General features: G+C 62.0%; 22 protein-coding genes. 11 read left to right on the top strand and 11 right to left on the bottom strand.

Annotated elements, in window-relative coordinates; all coding sequences use genetic code 11:
• The first annotated feature begins 186 nt into the window (after positions 1-186).
• Both BM321_RS17265 and BM321_RS17260 read left to right on the top strand, forming a co-directional pair.
• Positions 187-621, top strand: a complete 435-nt coding sequence (locus tag BM321_RS17265; RefSeq protein ID WP_092257718.1) for a hypothetical protein — start codon at positions 187-189, stop codon at positions 619-621.
• On the top strand, positions 621-1,025 hold the full coding sequence (locus BM321_RS17260; protein WP_092204015.1) for an META domain-containing protein: 405 nt from the start codon (positions 621-623) through the stop codon (positions 1,023-1,025). Before BM321_RS17265 ends, BM321_RS17260 begins: the two co-directional genes overlap by 1 nt.
• Positions 1,026-1,160: 135 nt before the next feature.
• Here the strand turns inward: BM321_RS17260 and BM321_RS17255 are convergent, their stop codons facing one another.
• Positions 1,161-1,628: a TlpA disulfide reductase family protein gene (locus tag BM321_RS17255; RefSeq protein ID WP_060741056.1), complete on the bottom strand. Its 468-nt coding sequence runs from the start codon at positions 1,626-1,628 to the stop codon at positions 1,161-1,163.
• A 114-nt stretch (positions 1,629-1,742) separates the two neighbouring features.
• Between BM321_RS17255 and arsC the strand changes: the two genes are divergently transcribed.
• Genes arsC through BM321_RS17240 form a run of 3 tightly spaced genes read left to right on the top strand, consistent with a single transcriptional unit; the run spans position 1,743 to position 3,116 of the window.
• The gene (gene arsC / locus BM321_RS17250) at positions 1,743-2,096 is read left to right on the top strand and encodes an arsenate reductase (glutaredoxin) (RefSeq protein WP_092330479.1); all 354 of its coding nucleotides are present in this window, start codon (positions 1,743-1,745) and stop codon (positions 2,094-2,096) included.
• On the top strand, positions 2,093-2,698 hold the full coding sequence (gene wrbA / locus BM321_RS17245; RefSeq protein ID WP_092443580.1) for an NAD(P)H:quinone oxidoreductase: 606 nt from the start codon (positions 2,093-2,095) through the stop codon (positions 2,696-2,698). The genes arsC and wrbA overlap by 4 nt, the downstream gene beginning before the upstream one ends.
• Positions 2,691-3,116, top strand: coding sequence for a DUF2069 domain-containing protein (locus BM321_RS17240; protein ID WP_092443579.1), 426 nt, complete (start codon positions 2,691-2,693; stop codon positions 3,114-3,116). The genes wrbA and BM321_RS17240 overlap by 8 nt, the downstream gene beginning before the upstream one ends.
• An 88-nt stretch (positions 3,117-3,204) precedes the next feature.
• On the opposite strand, the gene BM321_RS17235 is transcribed toward BM321_RS17240, so the two are convergent.
• A complete protein-coding gene (locus tag BM321_RS17235; RefSeq protein ID WP_092330484.1) occupies positions 3,205-3,879 on the bottom strand; it encodes a DNA-3-methyladenine glycosylase I in 675 nt (224 codons plus the stop codon).
• A gap of 81 nt (positions 3,880-3,960) precedes the next feature.
• Positions 3,961-4,785, bottom strand: a complete 825-nt coding sequence (gene ttcA / locus BM321_RS17230) for a tRNA 2-thiocytidine(32) synthetase TtcA (protein WP_003204698.1) — start codon at positions 4,783-4,785, stop codon at positions 3,961-3,963.
• A 295-nt stretch (positions 4,786-5,080) separates the two neighbouring features.
• On the opposite strand from ttcA, the gene BM321_RS17225 reads away from it, so the two are divergent.
• Both BM321_RS17225 and BM321_RS17220 read left to right on the top strand, forming a co-directional pair.
• A complete protein-coding gene (locus BM321_RS17225; protein WP_092204005.1) occupies positions 5,081-5,683 on the top strand; it encodes a Yip1 family protein in 603 nt (200 codons plus the stop codon).
• A gap of 148 nt (positions 5,684-5,831) precedes the next feature.
• Entirely contained in the window at positions 5,832-6,326 is a 495-nt protein-coding gene (locus BM321_RS17220; protein ID WP_092204003.1) for a SprT family zinc-dependent metalloprotease, read from the top strand.
• Positions 6,327-6,439: 113 nt separating this feature from the next.
• On the opposite strand, the gene BM321_RS17215 is transcribed toward BM321_RS17220, so the two are convergent.
• Together BM321_RS17215 and BM321_RS17210 are read right to left on the bottom strand one after the other, a co-directional pair.
• Positions 6,440-7,621: a CaiB/BaiF CoA transferase family protein gene (locus tag BM321_RS17215; protein ID WP_092443578.1), complete on the bottom strand. Its 1,182-nt coding sequence runs from the start codon at positions 7,619-7,621 to the stop codon at positions 6,440-6,442.
• A gap of 187 nt (positions 7,622-7,808) precedes the next feature.
• Positions 7,809-9,161: a dicarboxylate/amino acid:cation symporter gene (locus tag BM321_RS17210; protein WP_092330489.1), complete on the bottom strand. Its 1,353-nt coding sequence runs from the start codon at positions 9,159-9,161 to the stop codon at positions 7,809-7,811.
• A gap of 332 nt (positions 9,162-9,493) precedes the next feature.
• Between BM321_RS17210 and BM321_RS17205 the strand changes: the two genes are divergently transcribed.
• Positions 9,494-10,492 (top strand): AraC family transcriptional regulator, encoded by a 999-nt coding sequence (locus BM321_RS17205; RefSeq protein ID WP_092443576.1) that lies wholly within the window; start codon positions 9,494-9,496, stop codon positions 10,490-10,492.
• Positions 10,493-10,634: 142 nt separating this feature from the next.
• On the opposite strand, the gene BM321_RS17200 is transcribed toward BM321_RS17205, so the two are convergent.
• The 3 genes from BM321_RS17200 to BM321_RS17190 form a co-directional block, all read right to left on the bottom strand.
• Positions 10,635-11,981, bottom strand: a complete 1,347-nt coding sequence (locus BM321_RS17200; RefSeq protein ID WP_092330494.1) for an ATP-binding protein — start codon at positions 11,979-11,981, stop codon at positions 10,635-10,637.
• Positions 11,978-12,655, bottom strand: coding sequence for a response regulator (locus tag BM321_RS17195; RefSeq protein ID WP_092203994.1), 678 nt, complete (start codon positions 12,653-12,655; stop codon positions 11,978-11,980). Before BM321_RS17195 ends, BM321_RS17200 begins: the two co-directional genes overlap by 4 nt.
• Positions 12,656-12,760: 105 nt before the next feature.
• Positions 12,761-13,360: a hypothetical protein gene (locus BM321_RS17190; RefSeq protein WP_092330496.1), complete on the bottom strand. Its 600-nt coding sequence runs from the start codon at positions 13,358-13,360 to the stop codon at positions 12,761-12,763.
• Positions 13,361-13,504: 144 nt separating this feature from the next.
• On the opposite strand from BM321_RS17190, the gene BM321_RS17185 reads away from it, so the two are divergent.
• Positions 13,505-14,296 (top strand): dienelactone hydrolase family protein, encoded by a 792-nt coding sequence (locus BM321_RS17185; protein ID WP_092443574.1) that lies wholly within the window; start codon positions 13,505-13,507, stop codon positions 14,294-14,296.
• Positions 14,297-14,498: 202 nt separating this feature from the next.
• A complete protein-coding gene (locus tag BM321_RS17180; protein WP_218190455.1) occupies positions 14,499-15,224 on the top strand; it encodes a 4'-phosphopantetheinyl transferase family protein in 726 nt (241 codons plus the stop codon).
• A 115-nt stretch (positions 15,225-15,339) separates the two neighbouring features.
• Here the strand turns inward: BM321_RS17180 and BM321_RS17175 are convergent, their stop codons facing one another.
• Complete coding sequence (locus BM321_RS17175; RefSeq protein WP_092443570.1) at positions 15,340-16,950, bottom strand: ATP-binding protein; 1,611 nt, start codon at positions 16,948-16,950, stop codon at positions 15,340-15,342.
• Positions 16,947-17,669 carry a response regulator gene (locus tag BM321_RS17170; RefSeq protein ID WP_092330507.1) on the bottom strand — a complete coding sequence of 241 codons (723 nt, stop codon included), beginning with the start codon at positions 17,667-17,669 and terminating at the stop codon, positions 16,947-16,949. The genes BM321_RS17175 and BM321_RS17170 overlap by 4 nt, the downstream gene beginning before the upstream one ends.
• A gap of 854 nt (positions 17,670-18,523) precedes the next feature.
• Here BM321_RS17170 and BM321_RS17165 point away from each other — a divergent pair.
• Positions 18,524-21,415 carry a ribonucleoside-diphosphate reductase subunit alpha gene (locus tag BM321_RS17165; RefSeq protein ID WP_092443568.1) on the top strand — a complete coding sequence of 964 codons (2,892 nt, stop codon included), beginning with the start codon at positions 18,524-18,526 and terminating at the stop codon, positions 21,413-21,415.
• Between the two features lie 185 nt (positions 21,416-21,600).
• Here BM321_RS17165 and BM321_RS17160 read toward each other — a convergent pair.
• The coding region (locus BM321_RS17160; protein WP_139236204.1) for a transposase at positions 21,601-21,844 on the bottom strand (244 nt) is incomplete at its 5' end.

The raw sequence follows: 21,844 nt of genomic DNA, 5'->3' as shown, positions 1-21,844 counted from the left end.
ACACACCCCCTGTGGGAGCGAGCTTGCTCGCGATAGCGGTCTGTCAGTCAACATCAATACTGACTGATTTGCCGCCATCGCGAGCAAGCTCGCTCCCACAGGAGGTGGAGTTTCGTCGGCAAGATTCGTGGTTGACCATCCCAAGCCATGCCCCGTGCTAGCATGTCGCGCCTATTTGGAGGACCCATGGCCGAACACGATTTTCGCTACACCCTGATGAACCCGCAGCACACCCTGACCGAAGTCCGCGCCCTGGCGCCGGGCCGCTACCAGGTCACCGGCAATGGCGGTTCGATCCAGGCCAACGATGTACTGCTCGTCACGCTCAAGGGCAGCAAGGATTTGTCCATGCGCCTGACCGTGGACACCGTGCGGCACCTACTCAAACCCATGGGCCAATGGACGGCCATGACCACCGGTCCGGTGTTCGGCGAACTGGCGATCCATACCTGGCAGGTCAACTGCGACGGTTGCGCCAAGGCTCTGAGCTTCGAATTCGCCGTCGATGCCAAACTCGGCGTCAAGGCCGAGAAACCGGCCGCCAGCGCACGGATCGCCGAGCTGGGCTGGACCACCGTGGGTGAAAAACACCTGTGCCCGACATGCCAGGAAGCCGCCTGATGAAACGTTTGGCCCTGTCCGCGTCGATCGGCATGAGCCTGATGGGGTGTGCCGCGGAACCTGTGCAGTTGCAACACAACCGCAGCTATATCCTCGAATGGATCGGCGAACGGCCATTGATGGACTACAGCCACCTGACCATCACCCTTGGGGATGACGGTCGGGCCTACGGCAACGGTGGCTGCAACCACTGGTTCGCGCCCTACACCCTGGAAGGCCATCGTCTGAGCTTCGGCAAGATCGGCAGCACCCGCAAGCTCTGCGCCCCGGCGCTGATGGAGCAGGAGACGCGCTTCTTGCAGGCCCTGGAGAAGGTCGAACGCTGGGACATCTCGCCCATCGACCAACTGCGCTTCTGGCCGGCCCAGGGCAAGCCGCTGCGGTGGTGGCTGGAAGAAGGCTGAGTTCCGCTGCCACTTGATCGTTCCCATGCTCCGCGTGGGAATGCCTCGGGGGACGCTCCGCGTTCCGCTTTGGGGACGCAGAGCGTCCTGGGCTGCATTCCCACGCGGAGCGTGGGAACGATCAGTTCAGGGGGGCTATTTGAACGCCTGCAACGCCTCAAGCTTGGCCATTACCCCCGCCGCCGTCTGCTCCCCCAGCAACTGCTCGCGCACCTTGCCCCGGTTATCGATGATGTAAGTCACCGGCAAGCCTTCACTGCGAGGCAGGTCGAAGATCTCCGCCGGATCCCGGGCCAGCACCGTGAAGCGAATCCCCATCTTGTCGCTGGCGCTCTTGAGTTCTTCGCCTTGCACCTGGTCGAAGTTGACCCCGAACACACCGACGTTGCGCCCCTTGAGCTGTTCGGCCAAGGCATTGAATTCCGGGATTTCGGTGCGGCACGGCGCACACCATTCCGCCCAGTAGTTGAGCACCAGCCATTGCTTGTCCAGCCGCTGCGAGTCGATGGCCTGGCCGTTCTGGTCCACTCCGTAGTCGTTTCCGCAACCGGCGAGCAACAGGATACCCATGAATGTCAGTGCCGCCATCAATCGCCTTGTCATGTGCCAATCCTTGTCTGAATGTGAACGCTGCTGCGACCCGTCGCCTCTCTAAGGTGCTAGGGACTTCGCGGCACAGTAGAATAGCCGCCACCTTACGCAAGATGCGACCCGCTCATGACCGATCTGACGCTTTATCACAACCCGCGCTGCTCGAAATCCCGCGGTGCGCTGGAACTGCTGGAGGCCCGCGGCCTGACGCCCACCGTGGTCCGCTACCTGGAAACCCCGCTCGACGCCGCGCAACTGGAACGCCTGCTGGGCAAGCTGGGCATCACCGCCCGGCAATTGCTGCGCACCGGCGAGGATGAATACAAAGCGCTGAACCTGGCCGACGAAAGCCTGAGCCAGGCCCAGTTGATCGCGGCCATCGCCGCCCACCCGAAACTCATGGAACGGCCGATTCTGGAAGCCGGTGAAAAGGCCGTGATCGGCCGGCCGCCGGAGAAGATTCTGGAGATCCTGCCGTGACCACGCCGTACATCCTGGTGCTGTATTACAGCCGCAGCGGCTCCACCAACGAGATGGCCCGGCAAATCGCCCGGGGTGTCGAACAGGCCGGGCTGGAAGCCAGGTTGCGTACGGTGCCGGCGATTTCCGCCGAGTGCGAAGCGGTTGCCCCGGACATCCCTGAGCAAGGCCCGCTCTACGCCAGCCTCGATGACCTGAAACATTGTGCCGGCCTGGCCTTGGGCAGCCCGACTCGGTTCGGCAACATGGCTGCGCCACTCAAGTACTTTCTCGACGGCACCAGCAACCTGTGGCTGACCGGCGCGCTGGTGGGCAAACCGGCCGGGGTGTTCACCTCCACCGCGAGCCTGCACGGCGGCCAGGAAACCACCCTGCTGTCGATGATGCTGCCGCTGTTGCACCACGGCATGCTGATCACCGGCCTGCCCTACAGCGAATCGGCCCTGATCGACACCCAGGGCGGCGGCACGCCCTACGGTCCGAGCCATCATGCCGGGGCCGACGGTAAAAGCGGCTTGAACGAACATGAAGTCGCCCTGTGCCGCGCCTTGGGTTTGCGCCTGGCGAAAACCGCCCTGCTGCTGGAGAACGGCCGTGGCTAAGAAGCCGAAGATCCTGCCGCCCATCCAATGGCTCGAACCGCGCGTACGCCTGGCTCGCGTCCTCAGCCTGCTGTGCTTTTTCGGCCTCGTGGGGTTGCTCAGCGCCTACTACCTGCTGATCGCCGACCTGCACGGCGCGCGGCCCTGGGTGATTCTGCTGATCGAACTGGTGCCGCTGCTGATACTCGCGCCCGGCATGCTCAGCGGCAGCGCCCGCGGGCATTCGTGGATGTGCTTCGTGGTGAACCTGTATTTCATCAAAGGCGCACTGGCGGCCTATGACCCGAACCGGCAATGGTTCGGCGTGCTGGAAATGGCGGCGAGCGTGGCGGTGTTCTGCTCGGCCCTGCTGTATGTGCGCTGGCGGTTCCAGTTGAACCGGCGGTTGGCAGGGGAAGGCGAGATTTCCGTCGCCTGATACATCGCTATCGCGAGCAAGCTCGCTCCCACAGGGTGCCATCGAGCCCTGTGGGAGCGAGCTTGCTCGCGATGGCCGCAACGCGGTCTCAATGATTCACGGTATACGCCAGCATCATCGATATCTGGCTCATGGGCCTTCCCCCGCTCTCTTCATGCCACTGGTTGAAGGCATTCTGCACCGTCGCCAGGTCCCGCTGGCTGGTGGGGACTTTGTCGATGATGTCCTGGGCATTGAGCGCGGCCACCACGTCATAACTGGGCACGAAGGTGTCCTTGCCCATCATCCGCAAGAAGCGCGGCGCCGACAGGCCACCCAGTTGATGGCCGTGCTTTTTCAGGTAGGTCCACAGGCCGACGATGTCGGTCACCGGCCAGTCGGCCACCAGTGCGCCAAAGCTGCCCTTTTCATGGGCCACGTCCAATATCAGTTGCGCGTTGCGCGGCACGCTCTTGAGCTTGCCCAGGTGGCGGATGATCCGCGCGTCCTGCATCAAGCGCTCCAGGTGCTCGGCGCTCATCAGCACGACTTTCTCCGGGTCGAACTTGAAGAACACCTCTTCGAACGCCGGCCACTTGGCATCCACCAGGCTGTGCTTGAGCCCGGCGCGGAACACCCGCAGCGCCATGGTCGAGAGGTAGCGGTCGTCGCCGATCTTGCGCAGTTGCGCCGGGGTCTTGGGAACCGGCAGGTGGGCTTCCAGTTCAGCCGCCGAACCGAAGCGGTTCAGACAATACTCGTGCAGCCACTTGTAATCGCGCATGCCCTCTCCTGGGGTCGGAAATGAAAACGGCGCCAGTGGCCCTTATAGCCACTGGCGCCGTGAATAGAGCGGTTGGCGCCGTCAGAGGTTCACCACGTTGACGAACCGCGGCGTGGCGTTTTCGTCGATGCGCAGGTTGGTGAAGTCGAACAGGTTGCGGTCCGCCAGTTGCGACGGGATGACGTTCTGCAGGCCACGGAAAATGCTCTCGGTACGGCCCGGGGTCTTGCGCTCCCACTCCTGGAGCATCTCCTTGACCACCTGGCGTTGCAGGTTTTCCTGGGAGCCGCACAGGTTGCAGGGGATGATCGGGAACTGCTTGAAATCCGAATAGGCCTGGATGTCTTTCTCGCTGCAATAGGCCAGCGGGCGGATCACCACGTTGCGCCCGTCGTCGGCCCGCAGCTTGGGTGGCATGGCCTTGAGCGAACCGTTGTAGAACATGTTCAGGAAGAACGTCTCGACGATGTCGTCGCGATGGTGACCCAGGGCCATCTTGGTCGCACCGATCTCGTCGGCGAAGGTGTAGAGCGTTCCGCGCCGCAGGCGCGAGCACAGCGAACAGGTGGTCTTGCCTTCGGGAATCAGTTCCTTGACCACCGAATAGGTGTCTTTCTCGACGATGTGGTATTCCACGCCCAGCGACTCGAGGTAGGCCGGCAGCACATGCTCGGGGAAGCCGGGCTGCTTCTGGTCCATGTTCACCGCGACGATGTCGAACTTGATGGGCGCAACCTTCTGCAAGTGCATCAGCACATCGAGCAAGGTGTAGCTGTCCTTGCCGCCGGACAGGCAGACCATGACCTTGTCGCCGTCCTCGATCATGTTGAAATCGGCGACCGCCTCACCGGCCTGGCGGCGCAGGCGCTTTTGCAGTTTGTTCTGGTTGACCGTAAGAGTGCCCATGACGCGAAATCCGTGAGGTGTGACGAAAGGCCGGCATTTTACGCAAAAAACCCGGCTGTGGCATCGCCACAGGGGATTTGTCCGCCAACAGGGTTGTGCCCACAGATCAAGGCGCGATTAACCCGTTCCGTTACAGCGCGATTTGCTCTAAGCCCCCCATCCCCCTCGGAGTAACTCCTTTCTATACTGCGACATAAGGTCGCACACATATTTCAGACCTTTACTTACTTGGCCACCTTGGCCCGTGTAGGCGCTCCGTTGGGGGGCGATGGCAATAACAAAGGAGTGACTGACTATGATCCATCATGTCGTGGGGCTCTTTACCCACCCTGATCAAGAATGGAAAGACATCCGTGGCGATCAGGAGGAAAGCATCAGCCATATGTACCTTACCCACACACTGATCCTGGCGGCCATTCCCGCGGTATCGGCGTTCATCGGCACCACACAGGTGGGATGGGTCATCGGCAATCGTCCACCGGTCATGCTCACGCAGGAAAGCGCGCTGTGGATGACCATCATGTCGTACCTGGCCATGTTGGGCGGCGTGGCGGTAATGGGTGCCTTTATCCACTGGATGGCCCGCACCTACGACGCCAATCCGAGCCTGGCCCGTTGCGTCGCGTTCGCCACCTACACCGCGACACCGCTGTTCATCGGCGGCCTGGCGGCGCTCTACCCGCACATGTGGCTGGGAATGATCGTCGGCACGGCGGCAATCTGCTACACCGTCTACCTGTTGTATGTAGGCCTGCCAACGTTCATGAACATTCCCCAGGACGAAGGTTTTCTGTTTTCCAGTTCGGTACTCGCGGTCGGCCTGGTGGTGCTGGTGGCCATCATGGCGTTCACGGTGATCGTCTGGGGGCTGGGCGTCGGCCCGGTCTATACCAATTGAAGTAATGCCCGCCAATAAAAAAGCAGGATCTGCCGACACAGGCCGCCGCAAGGCGGCCTTCCTGTGTTCGAGACGACCACTGGGCGCCTGGGCGATTCGCAACGGCCGACGCTTGCGGCATACTCGGGCTTCTGGAGACCCGTTAAGCATGCTCGAGCAACTCAATACCCGCGTCGAAGAGTGTTACCAACAAGCCGAATCCTTTTTCAAACGTCCTTTCAAACGCCCGGTGGTCAGCTTCAAATTGCGTGGCCAGAAGGCCGGTGTCGCGCATCTGCATGAAAACCTGCTGCGCTTCAATCCACAGTTGTACCGGGAAAACGCCGAAGACTTCCTCAAGCAGACCGTCGCCCACGAAGTCGCGCACCTGATTGCCCACCAACTGTTTGGCGACCGCATCCAGCCCCATGGCGAAGAATGGCAACTGATCATGCGCGGCGTGTACGAACTGCCGCCCAACCGTTGCCACACCTACGAAATCAAACGCCGCAGTGTGACCCGCTACATCTACAAGTGCCCTTGCGATGGCAGCGACTTCCCATTCTCGGCCCAACGCCACAGCCTGGTGCGCCAGGGGCGGCGGTATTTGTGCCGCAGCTGTCGCAATACCTTGGTGTTCAGTGGGGAAACGCGGGTGGAGTAAATTTTTGTGGTGTTTGGGCTGGCCCCATCGCGAGCAAGCTCGCTCCCACAGGGGATGAGCGGCGAAGATCCAGTGTGGGAGCGAGCTTGCTCGCGATGGCTACCTGACAGACGCTACAAAACCACCCCGCTGCGACGCAATTCAGCTATCCGTTCAACACTAAACCCCAACTCCCCCAACACCTGATCCGTATCCGCCCCCAGCCCCACGCCAATATGTCGAGGTTCGGGTAGCCCTGCTGAAAACCTCAGCGGACAGGCCATCTGCGCCTGGCTCGAGCCATCACCTCGGGGCACTTGGGTCACCACCTGCCTGGCCTGTAACTGTGGATGCCCGAGGGCTTCTTCCAGGCTCAGCACCGGCTCGACACAGGCATCGATCCCGGCAAACAAACCGCACAGTTCGGCAAAATCATGCTTCTCGAACTCGGTTTGCAAGGCCTGCTTCAGGGCCCGCTGCTGCTCAGGCTTGGGCGACAGCCCCTGGGCCGCCAGTTCCGGATGGCCCAGGGCCTCGCACAGCGCCTGCATGAAAGCCGGTTCCAGGCTGCCCACCGACATCCAGCGACCATCGCGAGTGCGGTAATAGTCGTAGAAACTGCCACCATTGAGCATCTGGCTTTCCCAACCCGGCTCCACACCGCAGGCCAGGTAACCGGCACCGGCCATGGCATTGAGGCTGAACACGCAGTCGGTCATGCTCACGTCCAGGTGCTGGCCCTGACCGGTCTGCTGACGGGCGATGACCGCTGCCAACAGTCCGATCACCCCGTGCAATGAACCACCGGCGATATCCGCCGCCTGAATGCCCAGCGGCAACGGCCCGCTGTCGGCACGGCCGGTGTGGCTGGCCAGCCCTGCCAGGGCCAGGTAATTGATGTCGTGGCCGGCGCGGTCCTTATAAGGGCCGGTCTGGCCGTAGCCGGTGATCGACACGTAGATCAGCCGCGGATTGATGGCTTTCAAGGCTTCGTACCCCAGGCCCAGCCGCTCCATCACGCCGGGGCGGAACTGTTCCAGCAGGATGTCGTAGTCCCCCAGCAACTGCGTGATCACCTCCAGCGCTTGCGGCTGCTTGAGGTCCAGGGCGAGGCTGCGCTTGTTACGGTTGAGGTAGGCGTGGCTGGCCGATACGCCCTGGTCATGGGGCGGCAATACCCGCAGCAAGTCCTGACGGGTCGGCGACTCGATGCGCAACACCTCGGCCCCCATGTCCGCCAGCAACAGCGAGGCGAACGGGCCTGGCAGCAGGGTCGAGAAGTCCAGAACCTTGAGCGATGCCAGTGGGCCTTGCATGGGTGATCTCCGAGGGGTGACAGCTAAAGACTAGGCAGGGACTGGCGGTGGGGCAATTACCACAGGTGCCAGTCTGGATGACCATTGCGCTCAGCGTGAGAGCTCCCTCGCCACAGAAGCCTCCTCGACTGAAGAGTTCTTCCAATGAAAAACCCGCCGAAGCGGGTTTTTCATTGCAGCCTGAAGATTACTTCACAACGCCTGGAGCAGAGGACTCAGCCGCTGCAATTTGCGCCGCCGCGATCTGCTCGTCATCTTCACGAACGTCGGAGATACCGCGACCACCGGAAGCCAGCTCGGTCTGCAGTTGATCTACGTCCAGCTCCTTGACCCACTTGGCAACCACGATGGTGGCGACAGCGTTGCCCACCAGGTTGGTCAGGGCGCGGGCTTCGGACATGAAGCGGTCGATGCCCAGGATCAGCGCCAGGCCGGCCACCGGCAGGTGACCTACGGCCGACAGGGTGGCCGCCAGTACGATGAAGCCGCTACCGGTCACGCCGGCCGCGCCTTTGGACGACAGCAACAGCACCAGCAGCAGGGTGATCTGGTGAGTCAGGTCCATCTGGGTGTCGGTGGCCTGGGCAATGAACACCGCCGCCATGGTCAGGTAGATCGAAGTACCGTCGAGGTTGAACGAGTAGCCCGTCGGGATCACCAGGCCTACGACAGATTTCTTGGCGCCCAGGCGCTCCATCTTGATCAGCATGCGTGGCAGGGCCGATTCCGAGGAGGAAGTACCCAGCACGATCAGCAGTTCTTCACGGATGTAGCGGATCAGCTTGATCACGCTGAAGCCGTGGGCGCGGCAGATGGCGCCCAGCACCACCAGCACGAACACCACGCAGGTGATGTAGAAGCAGATCATCAACTGGCCCAGTTGCACCAGCGAACCGACACCGTAGGCACCGATGGTGAAGGCCATGGCACCGAACGCACCCAGTGGAGCCAGCTTCATGATCATGTTGATGATGATGAACATGACGTGGGCGAAGCGATCGATGAAGTCCAGCACCGGCTTGCCGTAGGCACCCAGGCGATGCAGGGCGAAGCCGAAGAGCACTGAGAACATCAGCACTTGCAGGATGTCGCCGTTGGCGAACGCGCCGACGATGGTGTTCGGGATCACGTTGAGGATGAAGGCGACGATGCTCTGGTCTTTACCGGCCGAGATGAAACCGGCGATCTTGCTGGTGTCCAGGGTCGACACGTCGATGTGCATGCCATTACCCGGTTGCACGACGTTGACCACGACCAGGCCGATCAACAGGGCGATGGTGGAGACGATTTCGAAGTACAGCAGCGCGTAGCCGCCGGTCTTGCCCACCGATTTCATGTTCTGCATGCCGCCGATACCACTGACGACGGTACAAAAGATGATGGGGGCGATGACCATTTTAATCAGTTTGATGAACCCGTCGCCGAATGGCTTGAGGGCAACACCGGTCTGCGGGTAGAAGTGGCCGAGCAAAATGCCGATGGCAATGGCTACGATCACTTGGAAATACAGGGATTTGTACAGTGGCTGACGAGTCGTCATGGCAAACCTTCCTCAAGAGTCCCGTATGACGACTTCCACCTGTCGTCCACGGCACCTCAATTGCGAACCCTCCTGCGCTGGAGGGATTTGTTTTTGTCGGCTGCACGGGGCAGACCTACCCAACGCATCGCAAAGCGCGTGCCATTTTTGCGAAATGTCCTACACCCGGTATAGCAGACGGGCTTGCCGTTTCCACACCCGATTAAACGCTGTGTATAAGTGGCGGATTTCCGCCAGCAGACCATCCCGCGCTCCGGGATTTGGCGGATATCCGCCTTGTTCAGCCTCAAGCCCCTGCTACCATTTGCCCGCTTAACGGACGGATTTCTGCCATGCGCCAACGCACGATCGCCAGCCACTTCGCCCGCGCAGCTCTGGGCGGCGCACATCGGCAAGGCTTCGACTACTTTCCCTTGTTGCAACAATTGAGCATCAGCCCTGAACTGCTGGATGAACCGCGCGCGCGCATCGCGCCGGAACAGTTCGCCCGCCTGTTGCAAGCGTTGTGGCTGGCGATGGAGGACGAATACCTGGGATTCGGCCGGGCGCCGAGCAAGCCCGGGACATTCGCCATGATGTGTCATGCGTTGATCCACTGTCGGACCCTGGGCAAGGCCCTTCAGCGCGGCTTGCTGTTCTACAGCCTGTTCCCCGACGCCCCGCGCCTGACGCTGGAAACCGAAGGCGAACGGGTGCGGCTGGTGCTGGACGACTCGACGTTGTGGGACCCCGACCACTTCTTGACTGAAAGCCTGCTGGTGGTCTGGCATCGCCTCGCCAGTTGGCTGATCGGCCAGCGGATCGGCCTCGAGCAGGTGACTTTCGGCTATGCCAAGCCCGCCCACGGGGCCGAATACGACTTATTGTTCCCCTACCCCCTGGTGTTCGACGCGCCCGGCAGCAGCCTGCTGTTCCACAGCCGCTACCTGGAGATGCCGCTGTTGCAGGACGAACGCACCCTCAAGCATTTCCTCGAACACTCCCCCGCCGACCTTCTGTCGCGCCCGGACGATGGCCATAGCCTGAGCAGCCAACTGCGCCGCCTGCTCAGCCGCGACACGGCACGCTGGCCCGACCTGGATACCGTCGCCGCCCACTTGCACATCAGCCCGCAGACCTTGCGCCGGCATCTGCGGGAGGAAGGCACCAGCTTCCAGGAACTCAAGGATCAGTTGCGGCGGGATATCGCCATCTACCACCTGGGGCGTGCGGATTTGTCGTTGCAGCAGATTGCCGAGCAGTTGGGCTTCTCCGAACCGTCGGCGTTTCACCGGGCGTTCAAGAAGTGGACGGGGCTGACGCCGGGGGCCTACAGGGAGTTGGAGAACTGATTTCTTGATTGGTTTTTGTGGCGTGCTGACGGGCCTCATCGCGAGCAAGCTCGCTCCCACAGGGATTTGTGAGCGCCGAAAATCCAATGTGGGAGCGAGCTTGCTCGCGATGAGGCCCGCAAACACACCGAAAACTTCCCAGTCAAACCACCGGAAAATGAATCCGGAACGCCGCCCCACCCAGCTCTGAATCCCCCAGGGTCAACCGGGCGCCGTAGCTTTCGATAATGTCCTTGACCACCGCCAGGCCAATGCCCTGGCCCGGATGCTGACGGTCCAGCCGTTCGCCCCGTTGAAGGATCCGCGCACGTTGATCCGGCGGCACGCCCGGTCCGTCGTCCTCGACGCTCAACTCCGTGCCGCCGAGGGTCTGGTGCACGCTGACACGCACCTCGCCCAGGCACAGTCGATAGGCGTTCTCCAGCAAGTTGCCGAGCATCTCCAGCAAGGCGCCCTGCTCGATCGGCACCTGGCAGTGCTCCGGCAGATCGAAACTCACATTGACCCGTTTGTCGCGATAGACCTTGTCCAAGGTGTCGCACAGGCTTTGCAGCACCGGGTGCAAGCGCACCTGATGGCGCACCAACCCGCTTTTGCGCAGGCTGGCGCGCTGCAATTGGTAGCCGATCTGCTGGCTCATGCGCTCGATCTGGGTTTGCAGCACCCAGGCCTGGCCACGGTCCTCGGGGCGCCGGGCCATGTCTTCGCTGACCCCCTGCAACACCGCCAGCGGGGTCTTCAGGCTGTGGGCCAGGTCATCGAGGGAATCACGGTAACGGCTGCGCTGCTCCCGTTCGCTATGGAGCAAGCGATTGAGGGAGCCGGTCAGGCGCAACAGTTCCCGAGGGTGCTCGGTACTGAGGCTTTCCCGCGCCCCGCTTTCGATTTCGTCCAGTTCCTGACTCAGGCGTCGCAGCGCCCGCAGGCCCCAGGTCAGGCCGATCCACAACAGCGCCAGCAGCACCGCCAGGGCGGCGCCAAAGCCCAGGTAGAGATTGTCCCGCAGCCCCTGCAAGGTCACTTCGTAGTCGCGCACCGGTTGCAAGGTGACGATGCTGAACGCCGCGTTCTGGCCGCCGAGCAACTTGATCTCGACGTCATAGACAAAGAACTCCTGGCCGTCGTTCTCGCGAATGCGGGCGAACTGGTTGCCCTGGCCGTCATAGCGCGGCGTGTAGTTGATGTTCTCTTCCTGGGTGGCCTTGGACCGCCAGACCAATCGACCCTCACGATCATAGATGTAGCCCAGCAGGCGGGCATCGGCGAGGTTGAAGCGCTCATCGGGCAACTGCGCCGGCATCTTCAAGTGGTTGTTTTCCACCCGGGCGGCGGAAATCAGCGTGGTCACGTCCGAGGCCAGGCGTTGCTCGATGGACTCCTGCAACGCCAGGCTGAACGCGCCTTGCATGGCCGGCAACAAGGCCAGCATGAACAGCACCGCCAGGGTCATCGCGGCCAGCATCAGCCGCAGCCGAAGCGAACGAATCACTGGCAGCGCTCGTTGAACAGGTAACCCAGGCCGCGCACGGTATCGATCGGCTTGAAGCCGGCGGGGGCTTCCAGTTTGCGGCGCAGGCGCCCTACCAGCACTTCGATGACATTGGGATCGCGCTCGTCGTCATCGGGATAGAGCTGCTCCATCAAGCGGTCCTTGGCCACCACTTGCTGGTGATGGCGCATGAGGTATTCGAGGATGCGGTATTCGTAGGCGGTCAGCGCCAGCGGCTCGTCATCGAGGACGGCCTGCTTGCGATTGAGGTCCAGCAGCAACGGCCCGGCGACGATGGTCGATTGGGTGAAGCCGCTGGAGCGACGCAACAAGGCGTTCAACCGGGCCTCCAGCTCTTCGAACTGAAACGGCTTGACCACGTAGTCGTCGGCACCGGCGGCCAGGCCTTCGACCTTGTCCTGCCAGTTGCCGCGGGCGGTCAGGATCAGGATCGGAAACGTCTTGTCCTGTGAGCGCAGCCGGCGGATCAGCTCCAGCCCGCTGATACCCGGCAGGCCGAGGTCGATCACCGCCAGGTCGTGGTTGAATTCCCGGACCTGGTACAAGGCCTCTTCGGCATTGGCCACGGCCTGCACCACATGGCCGCTGTCAGTGAGACGGGTTTGCAGGTGATGACGCAACAGCGCTTCGTCTTCGACGACCAGTAACTTCATGGAGCCTCTCCCCAGGCAAATCAAACAATCGCGCGCAGCGCACCTCAACGAAAGGCGCCGGATCGTCTACCACCGATCCGGCTGGATACACTCACCCTGGCCCGCTTAGAACGTGTAGTTGGCGGACAGGTAGGTCTGGGCACTGCTGGTCAGGTCCAGCGAACCGACCTTGTCACCACCGTGCGGGCTCATCTCGGTGCTGGCGTTGCTGCGCAGGTAACGGTAACCCAGTTCAACCGAGGTGTTTTGCGAAATTTGTTGCAGCACGCCGCCCTGCAGGCCTACCGCGTAGCCGATGTCGCTGTCGCGGCTGAAACCGGGAGAGTCCTGGGTCAGCTTGGTCAGGCCCGCCGTGCCGCCACCGAACAGTTTGGTGCTGCTGGTGACCGGAAGGAATACATCGTAGCTGCCCAGCAGGTTTTCCTGGCGCAATTTGATGCCGTTGTGGGTGCCCGAGACGTTGTCGTAGGTGGCGTAGTAGCGGCCCTGGTCGTTCTGCTTGCCCAGGCGCAGGCCATACGTGGTGTCCTTGCCGATGATGCCGTCGGCATTCGGGTGGTTCAGGTTGGCATCCAGGGCGTCGGATTTCTTGACCTTGTCGCTGGTCTGGCCGAGGGTCAGGCTGGCGAAGTTGTCATCGGCGTGGGCCAAGGCGCTGGCGCCCAGCACGGTGAAAGCCAGCAACAGTTTTTTCATCTGAGTCATGATCGAACTCCTTTGAAGCATGGGTGGTGTGTGAAGTCGCTGTCACGTTAACCAGCGCTCCCTGAACCCCCCTTGAACGTTCTCTGAACCTGCGCTGAATGAATCGGCTAATCTGTGCGGACCACTTTCATAAGGAGATCCGTCATGCGCAGGCTGCTTGCTGTTGTACTTCTGGCCATGAGCGGCGTGGGCCACGCCGCCATCCAGACCCAGGAGCTCCCCTACACCAGCGCCGATGGCACCCAGCTGATCGGTTACTACGCTTATGACGACGCCGTCAAAGGCCCGCGCCCGGGTGTGGTGGTGGTTCACGAATGGTGGGGGCTGAATGATTACGTCAAGCGTCGCGCCCGTGACCTCGCGGGCCTGGGCTACAGTGCCCTGGCCATCGACATGTACGGCGACGGCAAGAATACCGAGCACCCCAAGGACGCCATGGCCTTCATGCAGGCGGCACTCAAGGACGGCAAGGCCGCCAGCGCACGCTTCCAGGCGGGGTTGGACCTGCTGAAAAAACAACCCCAGACCGATCCGGACAAACTGGCCGCCATCGGCTACTGCTTCGGCGGCAAGGTGGTGCTGGACGCGGCGCGCCAGGGTGTGCCGCTGGCCGGCGTGGTGAGTTTCCACGGCGCGCTGGTGACCAATACCCCGGCCACCCCGGGCAGCGTCAAGGCCAAGATACTGGTCGAGCACGGCGCGCTGGACAGCATGGTCACCGAAGACAACGTCACCGCTTTCAAGAGCGAAATGGACAAGGCTGGTGCCGACTATAAATTCGTCAGCCTCGAAGGTGCCAAGCACGGCTTCAGCAACCCTGACGCCGACCGTTTGAGCCACGGCGAACATGGCGGGCCGGACATTGGCTATAACAAGGAAGCCGACGAGAAGTCGTGGGCGGACATGCAGAAGTTCTTCAAGAAGATCTTTGGCTGACGCCCTGGAAGAGACTTCTTGTGCACATCTGTAGGAGCTGACGAGTGCAACGAGGCTGCGATCTTTCCCTTGCCAATTGAGTCGGGAGCGAAAGATCAAGATCAAAAGATCGCAGCCTTCGGCAGCTCCTACAGGTCAGGCCCCACAGGGAAAATCCCATCGCCACTACCCAGCCTCCCACCAACCCGGCAAAATGCCCGGCATGAAGACACTCCCCCCGCTGCCCGCCTGTTGCTCGCCTCTGGATGAACACTGGCTATTGCCCGACGCGCTGCCCGATACGGTGCTGCTGAGCACCCGCTTCGACCCGTTGCTGCTGACGGGCACCGACTTTCCCGACAGCGCCATCGAACCACCGGCGAGCATCCAGCGCTCGGTGGCCAAGCGCCAGGCAGAATTCCTGGCCGGACGGATCTGCGCCCGGGCGGCGTTGCAGCGGCTCGACGGCCAGGCCTGCGTGCCGGCCATCGGCGAAGACCGCGCCCCGGTGTGGCCGGCTCATATCAGCGGCTCGATCACCCACAGCACGGGCCTGGCAGCGGCCATCGTCGCGAAAAAAGACCACTGGCAAGGCTTGGGCATGGACGTGGAGAACCTGCTCGACCCCGAGCGCGCCGAACGCCTGGCCGGTGAAATCCTCACCCCGCCAGAGTTGCAGCGCATGACCCGGCTCACACGCGATGACCAGGCCTTGCTGGTGACCCTGACCTTTTCAGTGAAGGAAAGCTTGTTCAAGGCGCTGTACCCCATCGTCAGGCAGCGTTTTTATTTCGAGCATGCCGAAGTGCTGGACTGGACACACGACGGGCAGGTGCGGCTGCGCTTGCTGACGGAGCTGTCGACCGAATGGCGCCATGGCAGTGAGCTGCAGGCGCAGTTTGGGGTGAAGGATGGGCAGTTGTTGAGCCTGGTGGGGGTCAGGGCCTGAGATTTTTGGTGTCTGGGAGGGCCTCATCGCGAGCAAGCTCGCTCCCACATGGGAATGCGTCCAACCTGTGGGAGCGAGCTTGCTCGCGATGAGGCCGGCACAGGCACCGCCGCTCTCAAGACCTGTCCTGATGCCTCGGCCAACTCAAGCTGAAGCACGCCCCACCCAGGCTCTTGCTCTTGCCGATCAACGCCCGACCGTCATGCCAGTGGATGATCCGCCGCACGATCGACAGCCCCAGCCCATGACCGCCCGAAGCGCGGGCGCGGCTGTCGTCCAGGCGCAGGAAGGGTTTGAAAATCCGCTCCCACGCCGCTTCCGGCACACCGGGCCCGTCATCTTCCACGTCCACCCGACAGCGCAACTGGCCCACCTGGTAGCTGACCGTGACCTTGGAATGGGCGTGACGCATGGCATTGCCCACCAGATTCTGCAAGGCCCGATGCAGAAAGCGTGGCTCGGCCTCGACCCAGGCGCCGTCGCAATCGGCGGCCGACAAGCATAGACCGCGCTCGACCGTGATCCCGGCCCGCAACGGCCCCAGCTCATCGATCACCTGATTAACCAGCGCATCCAGATCCACCCGCTGAAAATTCAACGCCGGCGAACCCTGTTCCAGCCGCGCGTAGGTGAGCATTTCGTCCACCAACCGATCCAGGTCTTCGATGTCGTGGTCCATGCCCGCCAGGTATTTGTTCCGGGCCTGGGGGGTGGTGGCGCTGCCGAGCATTTCCAGGCCAAACCGCAGGCGCGCCACCGGGGTGCGCAATTCGTGGGACACCGCCCGCACCAGCTCGCGCTGGATAGCCAACAGTTGTTGCAAGTGTTCGGCCATGCCATTGAACGCCGCCGCCAATCGCCCGACCGAGTCGGCACCGCGGGCCGGCACCCGGGTTTCCAGGCTGCCCTGGGCGATCTGGGTGGCGGCCGACTCCAGGCCGCGCAAGCGCCGCTCCAGCTGACGCACCAACAGGTAGACGATCAACCCGATCAGGCTCAACCCCAGCGCCGCGATCAGCACCAGCCATTGCGGCGGATAAGGGTTCATCTGGTACAGCGGGCCGATCTCCAGGACCCACGGGGTGCCGACCATGCCGGCGAAGACCCGGATGGAATCGCCGCCCTTGCCCAGCGCCATCACCGTATCGCCCTCGGACACGCGACGGCGCTGATCTTCGTCCATGTCGGCCTGCTCGGCGGTCGTGAGTCGCAGGTCGAAACCAAACCCTTTTTCCTGCTCCAGTTGCGCCAACCGCTTGGGTTGCTCGGCCACGGGGTAACGCACCAGTTCGTCGGCCAACAGGTAAATGGTCGCGCGGGCCAGTTGCTCGCTGATCTGCTGGACTTCCCCGACCAACATCAATTGCTCGGTTTCATTGACCAGCCGATAGACTTTTGCCGCATGGGGCCCGGTCCGCTCGACCAACGCCTGGCCGCGCAGTACACGGGTACGCTGGCCGAGATCCAGATCGGTCTGGGAGAAGGTCTGCAACGCCAGAGGAATGCCCAGCAGGCGCTCCCACACCAGCAGTGCCCGGTGGCGCTCGGTGTCGTTCATGGGCCGCAGGTTGTCGGCCATCAACGAAAACGTGCCGTGGGCCAGGCGCTCGCGGTATTGCTCGCCGCGAGTCTGGTTGAGCAGGTGCAGGGCCAGCACGCCAAGGACCGCCACCAGCACCAGCGCCGCGCACATGCCGCCATAAATACGCAGGAAGATCGAATTCACGGCGCCAAGTCTGCGCAAGCTTCGGGAACGAACAGGTAGCCTTTGCTGCGGATGGTCTTGATCAGCCGTGGATGGTCCGGGTCGTCGCCGATCTTGGGCCGGATGCGCGAAATACGCACGTCGATGGAGCGGTCCTGGCCGTCATAGCCGATGCCGCGCAGGGCGGTGAAGATTTCTTCCCGGGACAGGATGCGCCCGGCATTGGACACCAGCAGCCACAGCAGGTCGAATTCGGCGCTGGTCAGCTCGATACCATTGCCCTGCAACCAGGCTTCGCGCAGGGCGTCGTCGACCACCAGCGGGCCGAATTGCAGGCGCCGCTGCTTGTGCGCCACGCTCGGCTCCGGCTCGCTGCGTCGCAGCAGGGCCTGGATCCGCGCCAATAGCAAGCGCGGGCGAACCGGCTTGCAGACGTAATCATCGGCACCCAGGTCCAGGCCCTGGATCTGGTCGGTGTCGTCGGTGCGGGCGGTGAGCATCAGGATCGGCCCGTCGTAGTGCTCGCGCACCTTGCGGCAGATGCTCAGGCCGTCTTCGCCGGGCAGCATCAGGTCGAGGACCACCAGGTCCGGCTGCTCGGCAATGATCCGCGCCGCCGCCACCGCACCGTCGCCTTCGATGGCGACACGCAACCCGTTGCTTTCGAGGTATTCCCGGGTCAGCTCGGCCAGACGCTGGTCATCCTCGACGATCAATACCTGCCAGGCTTCTTGTTCCACTGGGGCCTCGTCTTGCTGTGAACATAAAGGAAGGATCAGCACTCACCTGTGGCGAGGGAGCTTGCTCCCGCTGGGCTGCGAAGCGGCCCCGCTTTTGCGATTGCTGCGCAATCGAGCGGGAGCAAGCTCCCTCGCCACAACAGTGCTCGCTCCAGAGATTCGAATACAGCCCCCTCTTTTTGTCATATCAAAAGAGGATAAACATGCCAGTACACCGGCCGATTGTATAAACGTCGCCCCTCTAGAAAACAAGCGGACAAATGCGTTTCGGTCGGGTGGTTTTTATGTGGTAAGGTCCGCGCCCGCAAAAAACCTTCAGGCTGTTTTCGGATCGTCGAAACCGGTGAAAAAAGGTCCACTCCAGCTAGGTCGCGGCCTACAGAGCAGTTCCACGTTTCGCACACAAATTACGCACAGGCTTATCCACAGGTAGTACGTTGCATACCCCCCGAAAACGCATTATCTTGTAGCACGCCGCGTAAAAAACCCTACATGTAGGGTTTCAGGCCAAAAACCAAACACAAGTCGGGCAGAGAATTCAAGCGCTTTTCTTGCTTCTGTCCAACTGAAACATCGCATTTCCCCAAGCCCAGACCGCCCCTGCGGATGGCAACTGTTTCCAGGTCGAAAACGACCGAAACGGTACGGGTGTTGCAGTCAATTGCTGCCACCCCGGCAATCCGGTTTCGAGCCTCGCTCGCAACCTGAGAACTTCGGATGGAAGCGGCATTAAACGCCTGCTTCCTACTGTCCCGAAGTTGTTATGCCCGGCGCCAGTCGGTTGTAGTGCTTTAGGACGGAACGGTGGGCACCGTGATGGTGCCCAAACAAACATAGAGAACGTGGAGACACCCATGCACACCGACACAACTCGCGAGAACCCGCAGGGCACCGTGCCGCTGGCCGCCGATTCGAGCCCGGATCTGTCCGCCACCGCGCCGGGCCAACTGCGTGTGATCAAGCGTAACGGCACTGTCGTTCCTTACACCGACGACAAGATCACCGTCGCCATCACCAAAGCGTTTCTCGCAGTTGAAGGCGGCACCGCTGCCGCTTCGTCGCGAATCCATGACACCGTGGCCCGCCTGACCGAACAGGTCACCGCGACCTTCAAGCGTCGCATGCCTTCGGGCGGCACCATCCACATCGAAGAAATCCAGGACCAGGTCGAACTGGCCCTGATGCGTGCCGGCGAGCAGAAAGTGGCCCGCGACTACGTGATCTACCGTGACTCCCGCGCCAAGGAGCGTGCCACCCGCTCCCCGGCCGACGCACCGGTCCAGGCCCACCCTTCGATCCGCATCGCACGCGCCGACGGCAGCCTGGCGCCGCTGGACATGGGCCGCCTGAACACCATCGTCACCGAGGCCTGCGAAGGCCTGGAAGAAGTCGATGGCGACCTGATCCAGCGCGAAACCCTGAAGAACCTCTATGACGGCGTCGCCCTCAAGGACGTCAACACCGCGTTGGTGATGACCGCCCGGACCCTGGTGGAGCGCGAGCCGAACTACTCCTTCGTGACCGCCCGCCTGCTGATGGACACCCTGCGTGCCGAAGGCCTGAGCTTCCTGGAAGTGGCCGAGAGCGCGACCCACCACGAAATGGTCGACGTGTACGCCAAGGCGTTGCCCGCTTATGTCGCCAAGGGTATCGAGTTCGAATTGCTGAACCCGGTCCTGGCCGAATTCGACCTGGAAAAACTCGGCAAGGCGATCAACCACGAGCGTGACCAGCAGTTCACCTACCTGGGCCTGCAAACCCTGTACGACCGTTACTTCATCCACAAGGACGGTATCCGTTTCGAACTGCCGCAGATCTTCTTCATGCGCGTGGCCATGGGCCTGGCCATCGAAGAGAAGCAGCGCGAAGACCGTGCGATCGAGTTCTACAACCTGTTGTCGTCCTTCGACTACATGGCATCGACCCCGACCCTGTTCAACGCCGGCACCCTGCGTCCACAGCTGTCGAGCTGCTACCTGACCACCGTTCCGGACGACCTGTCGGGCATCTACGGCGCCATCCACGACAACGCCATGCTGTCGAAATTCGCCGGTGGCCTGGGCAACGACTGGACCCCGGTTCGCGCATTGGGCTCGTACATCAAGGGCACCAACGGCAAATCCCAGGGCGTCGTGCCGTTCCTCAAAGTGGTCAACGACACCGCCGTTGCGGTCAACCAGGGCGGCAAGCGCAAGGGCGCAGTCTGTGCCTACCTGGAAACCTGGCACATGGACATCGAAGAGTTCATCGAGCTGCGCAAGAACACCGGTGATGACCGTCGTCGTACCCACGACATGAACACCGCCAACTGGATCCCCGACCTGTTCATGAAGCGTGTCTTCGACGACGGCAAGTGGACCCTGTTCTCGCCATCCGAAGTGCCGGACCTGCACGACCTGACCGGCAAGGCCTTCGAAGAGCGCTACGAGTACTACGAAGCCCTGACCGAGTACAACAAGATCAAGCTGTTCAAAGTCGTCCAGGCCAAAGACCTGTGGCGCAAGATGCTCTCGATGCTGTTCGAAACCGGCCACCCATGGCTGACCTTCAAGGACCCGTGCAACCTGCGCAGCCCGCAGCAGCACGTGGGCGTGGTCCACAGCTCGAACCTGTGCACCGAGATCACCCTGAACACCAACAAGGACGAGATCGCGGTCTGCAACCTGGGCTCGATCAACCTGCCGAACCACATCGTCGACGGCAAGCTGGACACCGCCAAGCTGCAACGCACCGTGAACACCGCCGTGCGCATGCTCGACAACGTGATCGACATCAACTACTACTCGGTGCCGCAAGCGAAGAACTCCAACTTCAAGCACCGTCCGGTCGGCCTGGGCATCATGGGCTTCCAGGACGCGCTGTACCTGCAGCACATCCCGTACGGTTCCGATGCCGCGGTCGAGTTCGCCGACAAGTCCATGGAAGCGGTCAGCTACTACGCGATCCAGGCTTCCTGCGACCTGGCCGACGAGCGTGGCGCCTACGAGACGTTCCAGGGTTCGCTGTGGTCCCAGGGCATCCTGCCGCTGGACTCGCAACAGATCCTGATCGCCCAGCGCGGCCAGAAGTACATCGACGTCGACCTGAACGAATCCCTGGACTGGGCACCGGTTCGCGCCCGTGTGCAGAAAGGCATCCGTAACTCCAACATCATGGCCATCGCACCGACCGCCACCATCGCCAACATCACCGGCGTGTCGCAGTCGATCGAACCGACCTACCAGAACCTGTATGTGAAATCGAACCTGTCGGGCGAATTCACCGTGATCAACCCGTACCTGGTTCGCGACCTCAAGGCTCGCGGCCTGTGGGACTCGGTCATGATCAACGACCTGAAGTACTACGACGGTTCGGTGCAGCAGATCGAACGCATCCCGCAAGAGCTCAAAGCGCTCTACGCCACCGCGTTCGAAGTGGACACCAAGTGGATCGTCGACGCCGCCAGCCGTCGCCAGAAGTGGATCGACCAGGCTCAGTCGCTGAACCTGTACATCGCCGGCGCTTCGGGCAAGAAGCTGGACGTGACCTACCGCATGGCCTGGTACCGTGGCCTGAAAACCACTTACTACCTCCGTGCCCTGGCTGCCACCAGCACCGAGAAGTCGACCATCAACACCGGCAAGCTGAACGCGGTTTCCAGCGGCGGCAACCACGGTGACGATTCGGTCCTGGCGGCTCCAGCAGGTCCGGCTCCAGTGCCAAAGGCCTGCGCGATCGACGAGCCGGATTGCGAAGCTTGCCAATAAGCTGAGCGGGTGGGCGCGTAAAGGCGCCTGCTGAAAGAAGCCCCCGATAGACCGCTGGTTTATCGGGGGTTTTCTTTTGTGTGGAGAAAAGTGCCTGGCCTGGCCTCATCGCGAGCAAGCTCGCTCCCACCTTTGAGCTGCGTGTACAGGCCCCTGTGGGAGATTCTATGGTGCAGGGCTACCCCCTAAATGCCTTTCGGTAAGTATTCGCTCTGATTCTTCAGCAGGGCGAATACCACTCGGGCAAGCTTGCGGGCCAGTGCTACTAATGCTTCGGTTGTGCTGAGTCCCCGGGCCCTTAGTGCCTCATAAAAACCCTTCCATGCCGCTGTGCGCCTCGCCGACATCGCGGCGTTATGCATCAATCGACGGGCCTCTGGGTCACCTCGCTTAGACAGGCAGCGGCGTCCCTTCTTTTTCCCTGAGTCC

This window comes from Pseudomonas sp. NFIX10, from assembly GCF_900111955.1.
Lineage (GTDB): Bacteria > Pseudomonadota > Gammaproteobacteria > Pseudomonadales > Pseudomonadaceae > Aquipseudomonas > Aquipseudomonas fluorescens_AA.
This window is presented reverse-complemented; position numbering and strand designations above follow the sequence as displayed.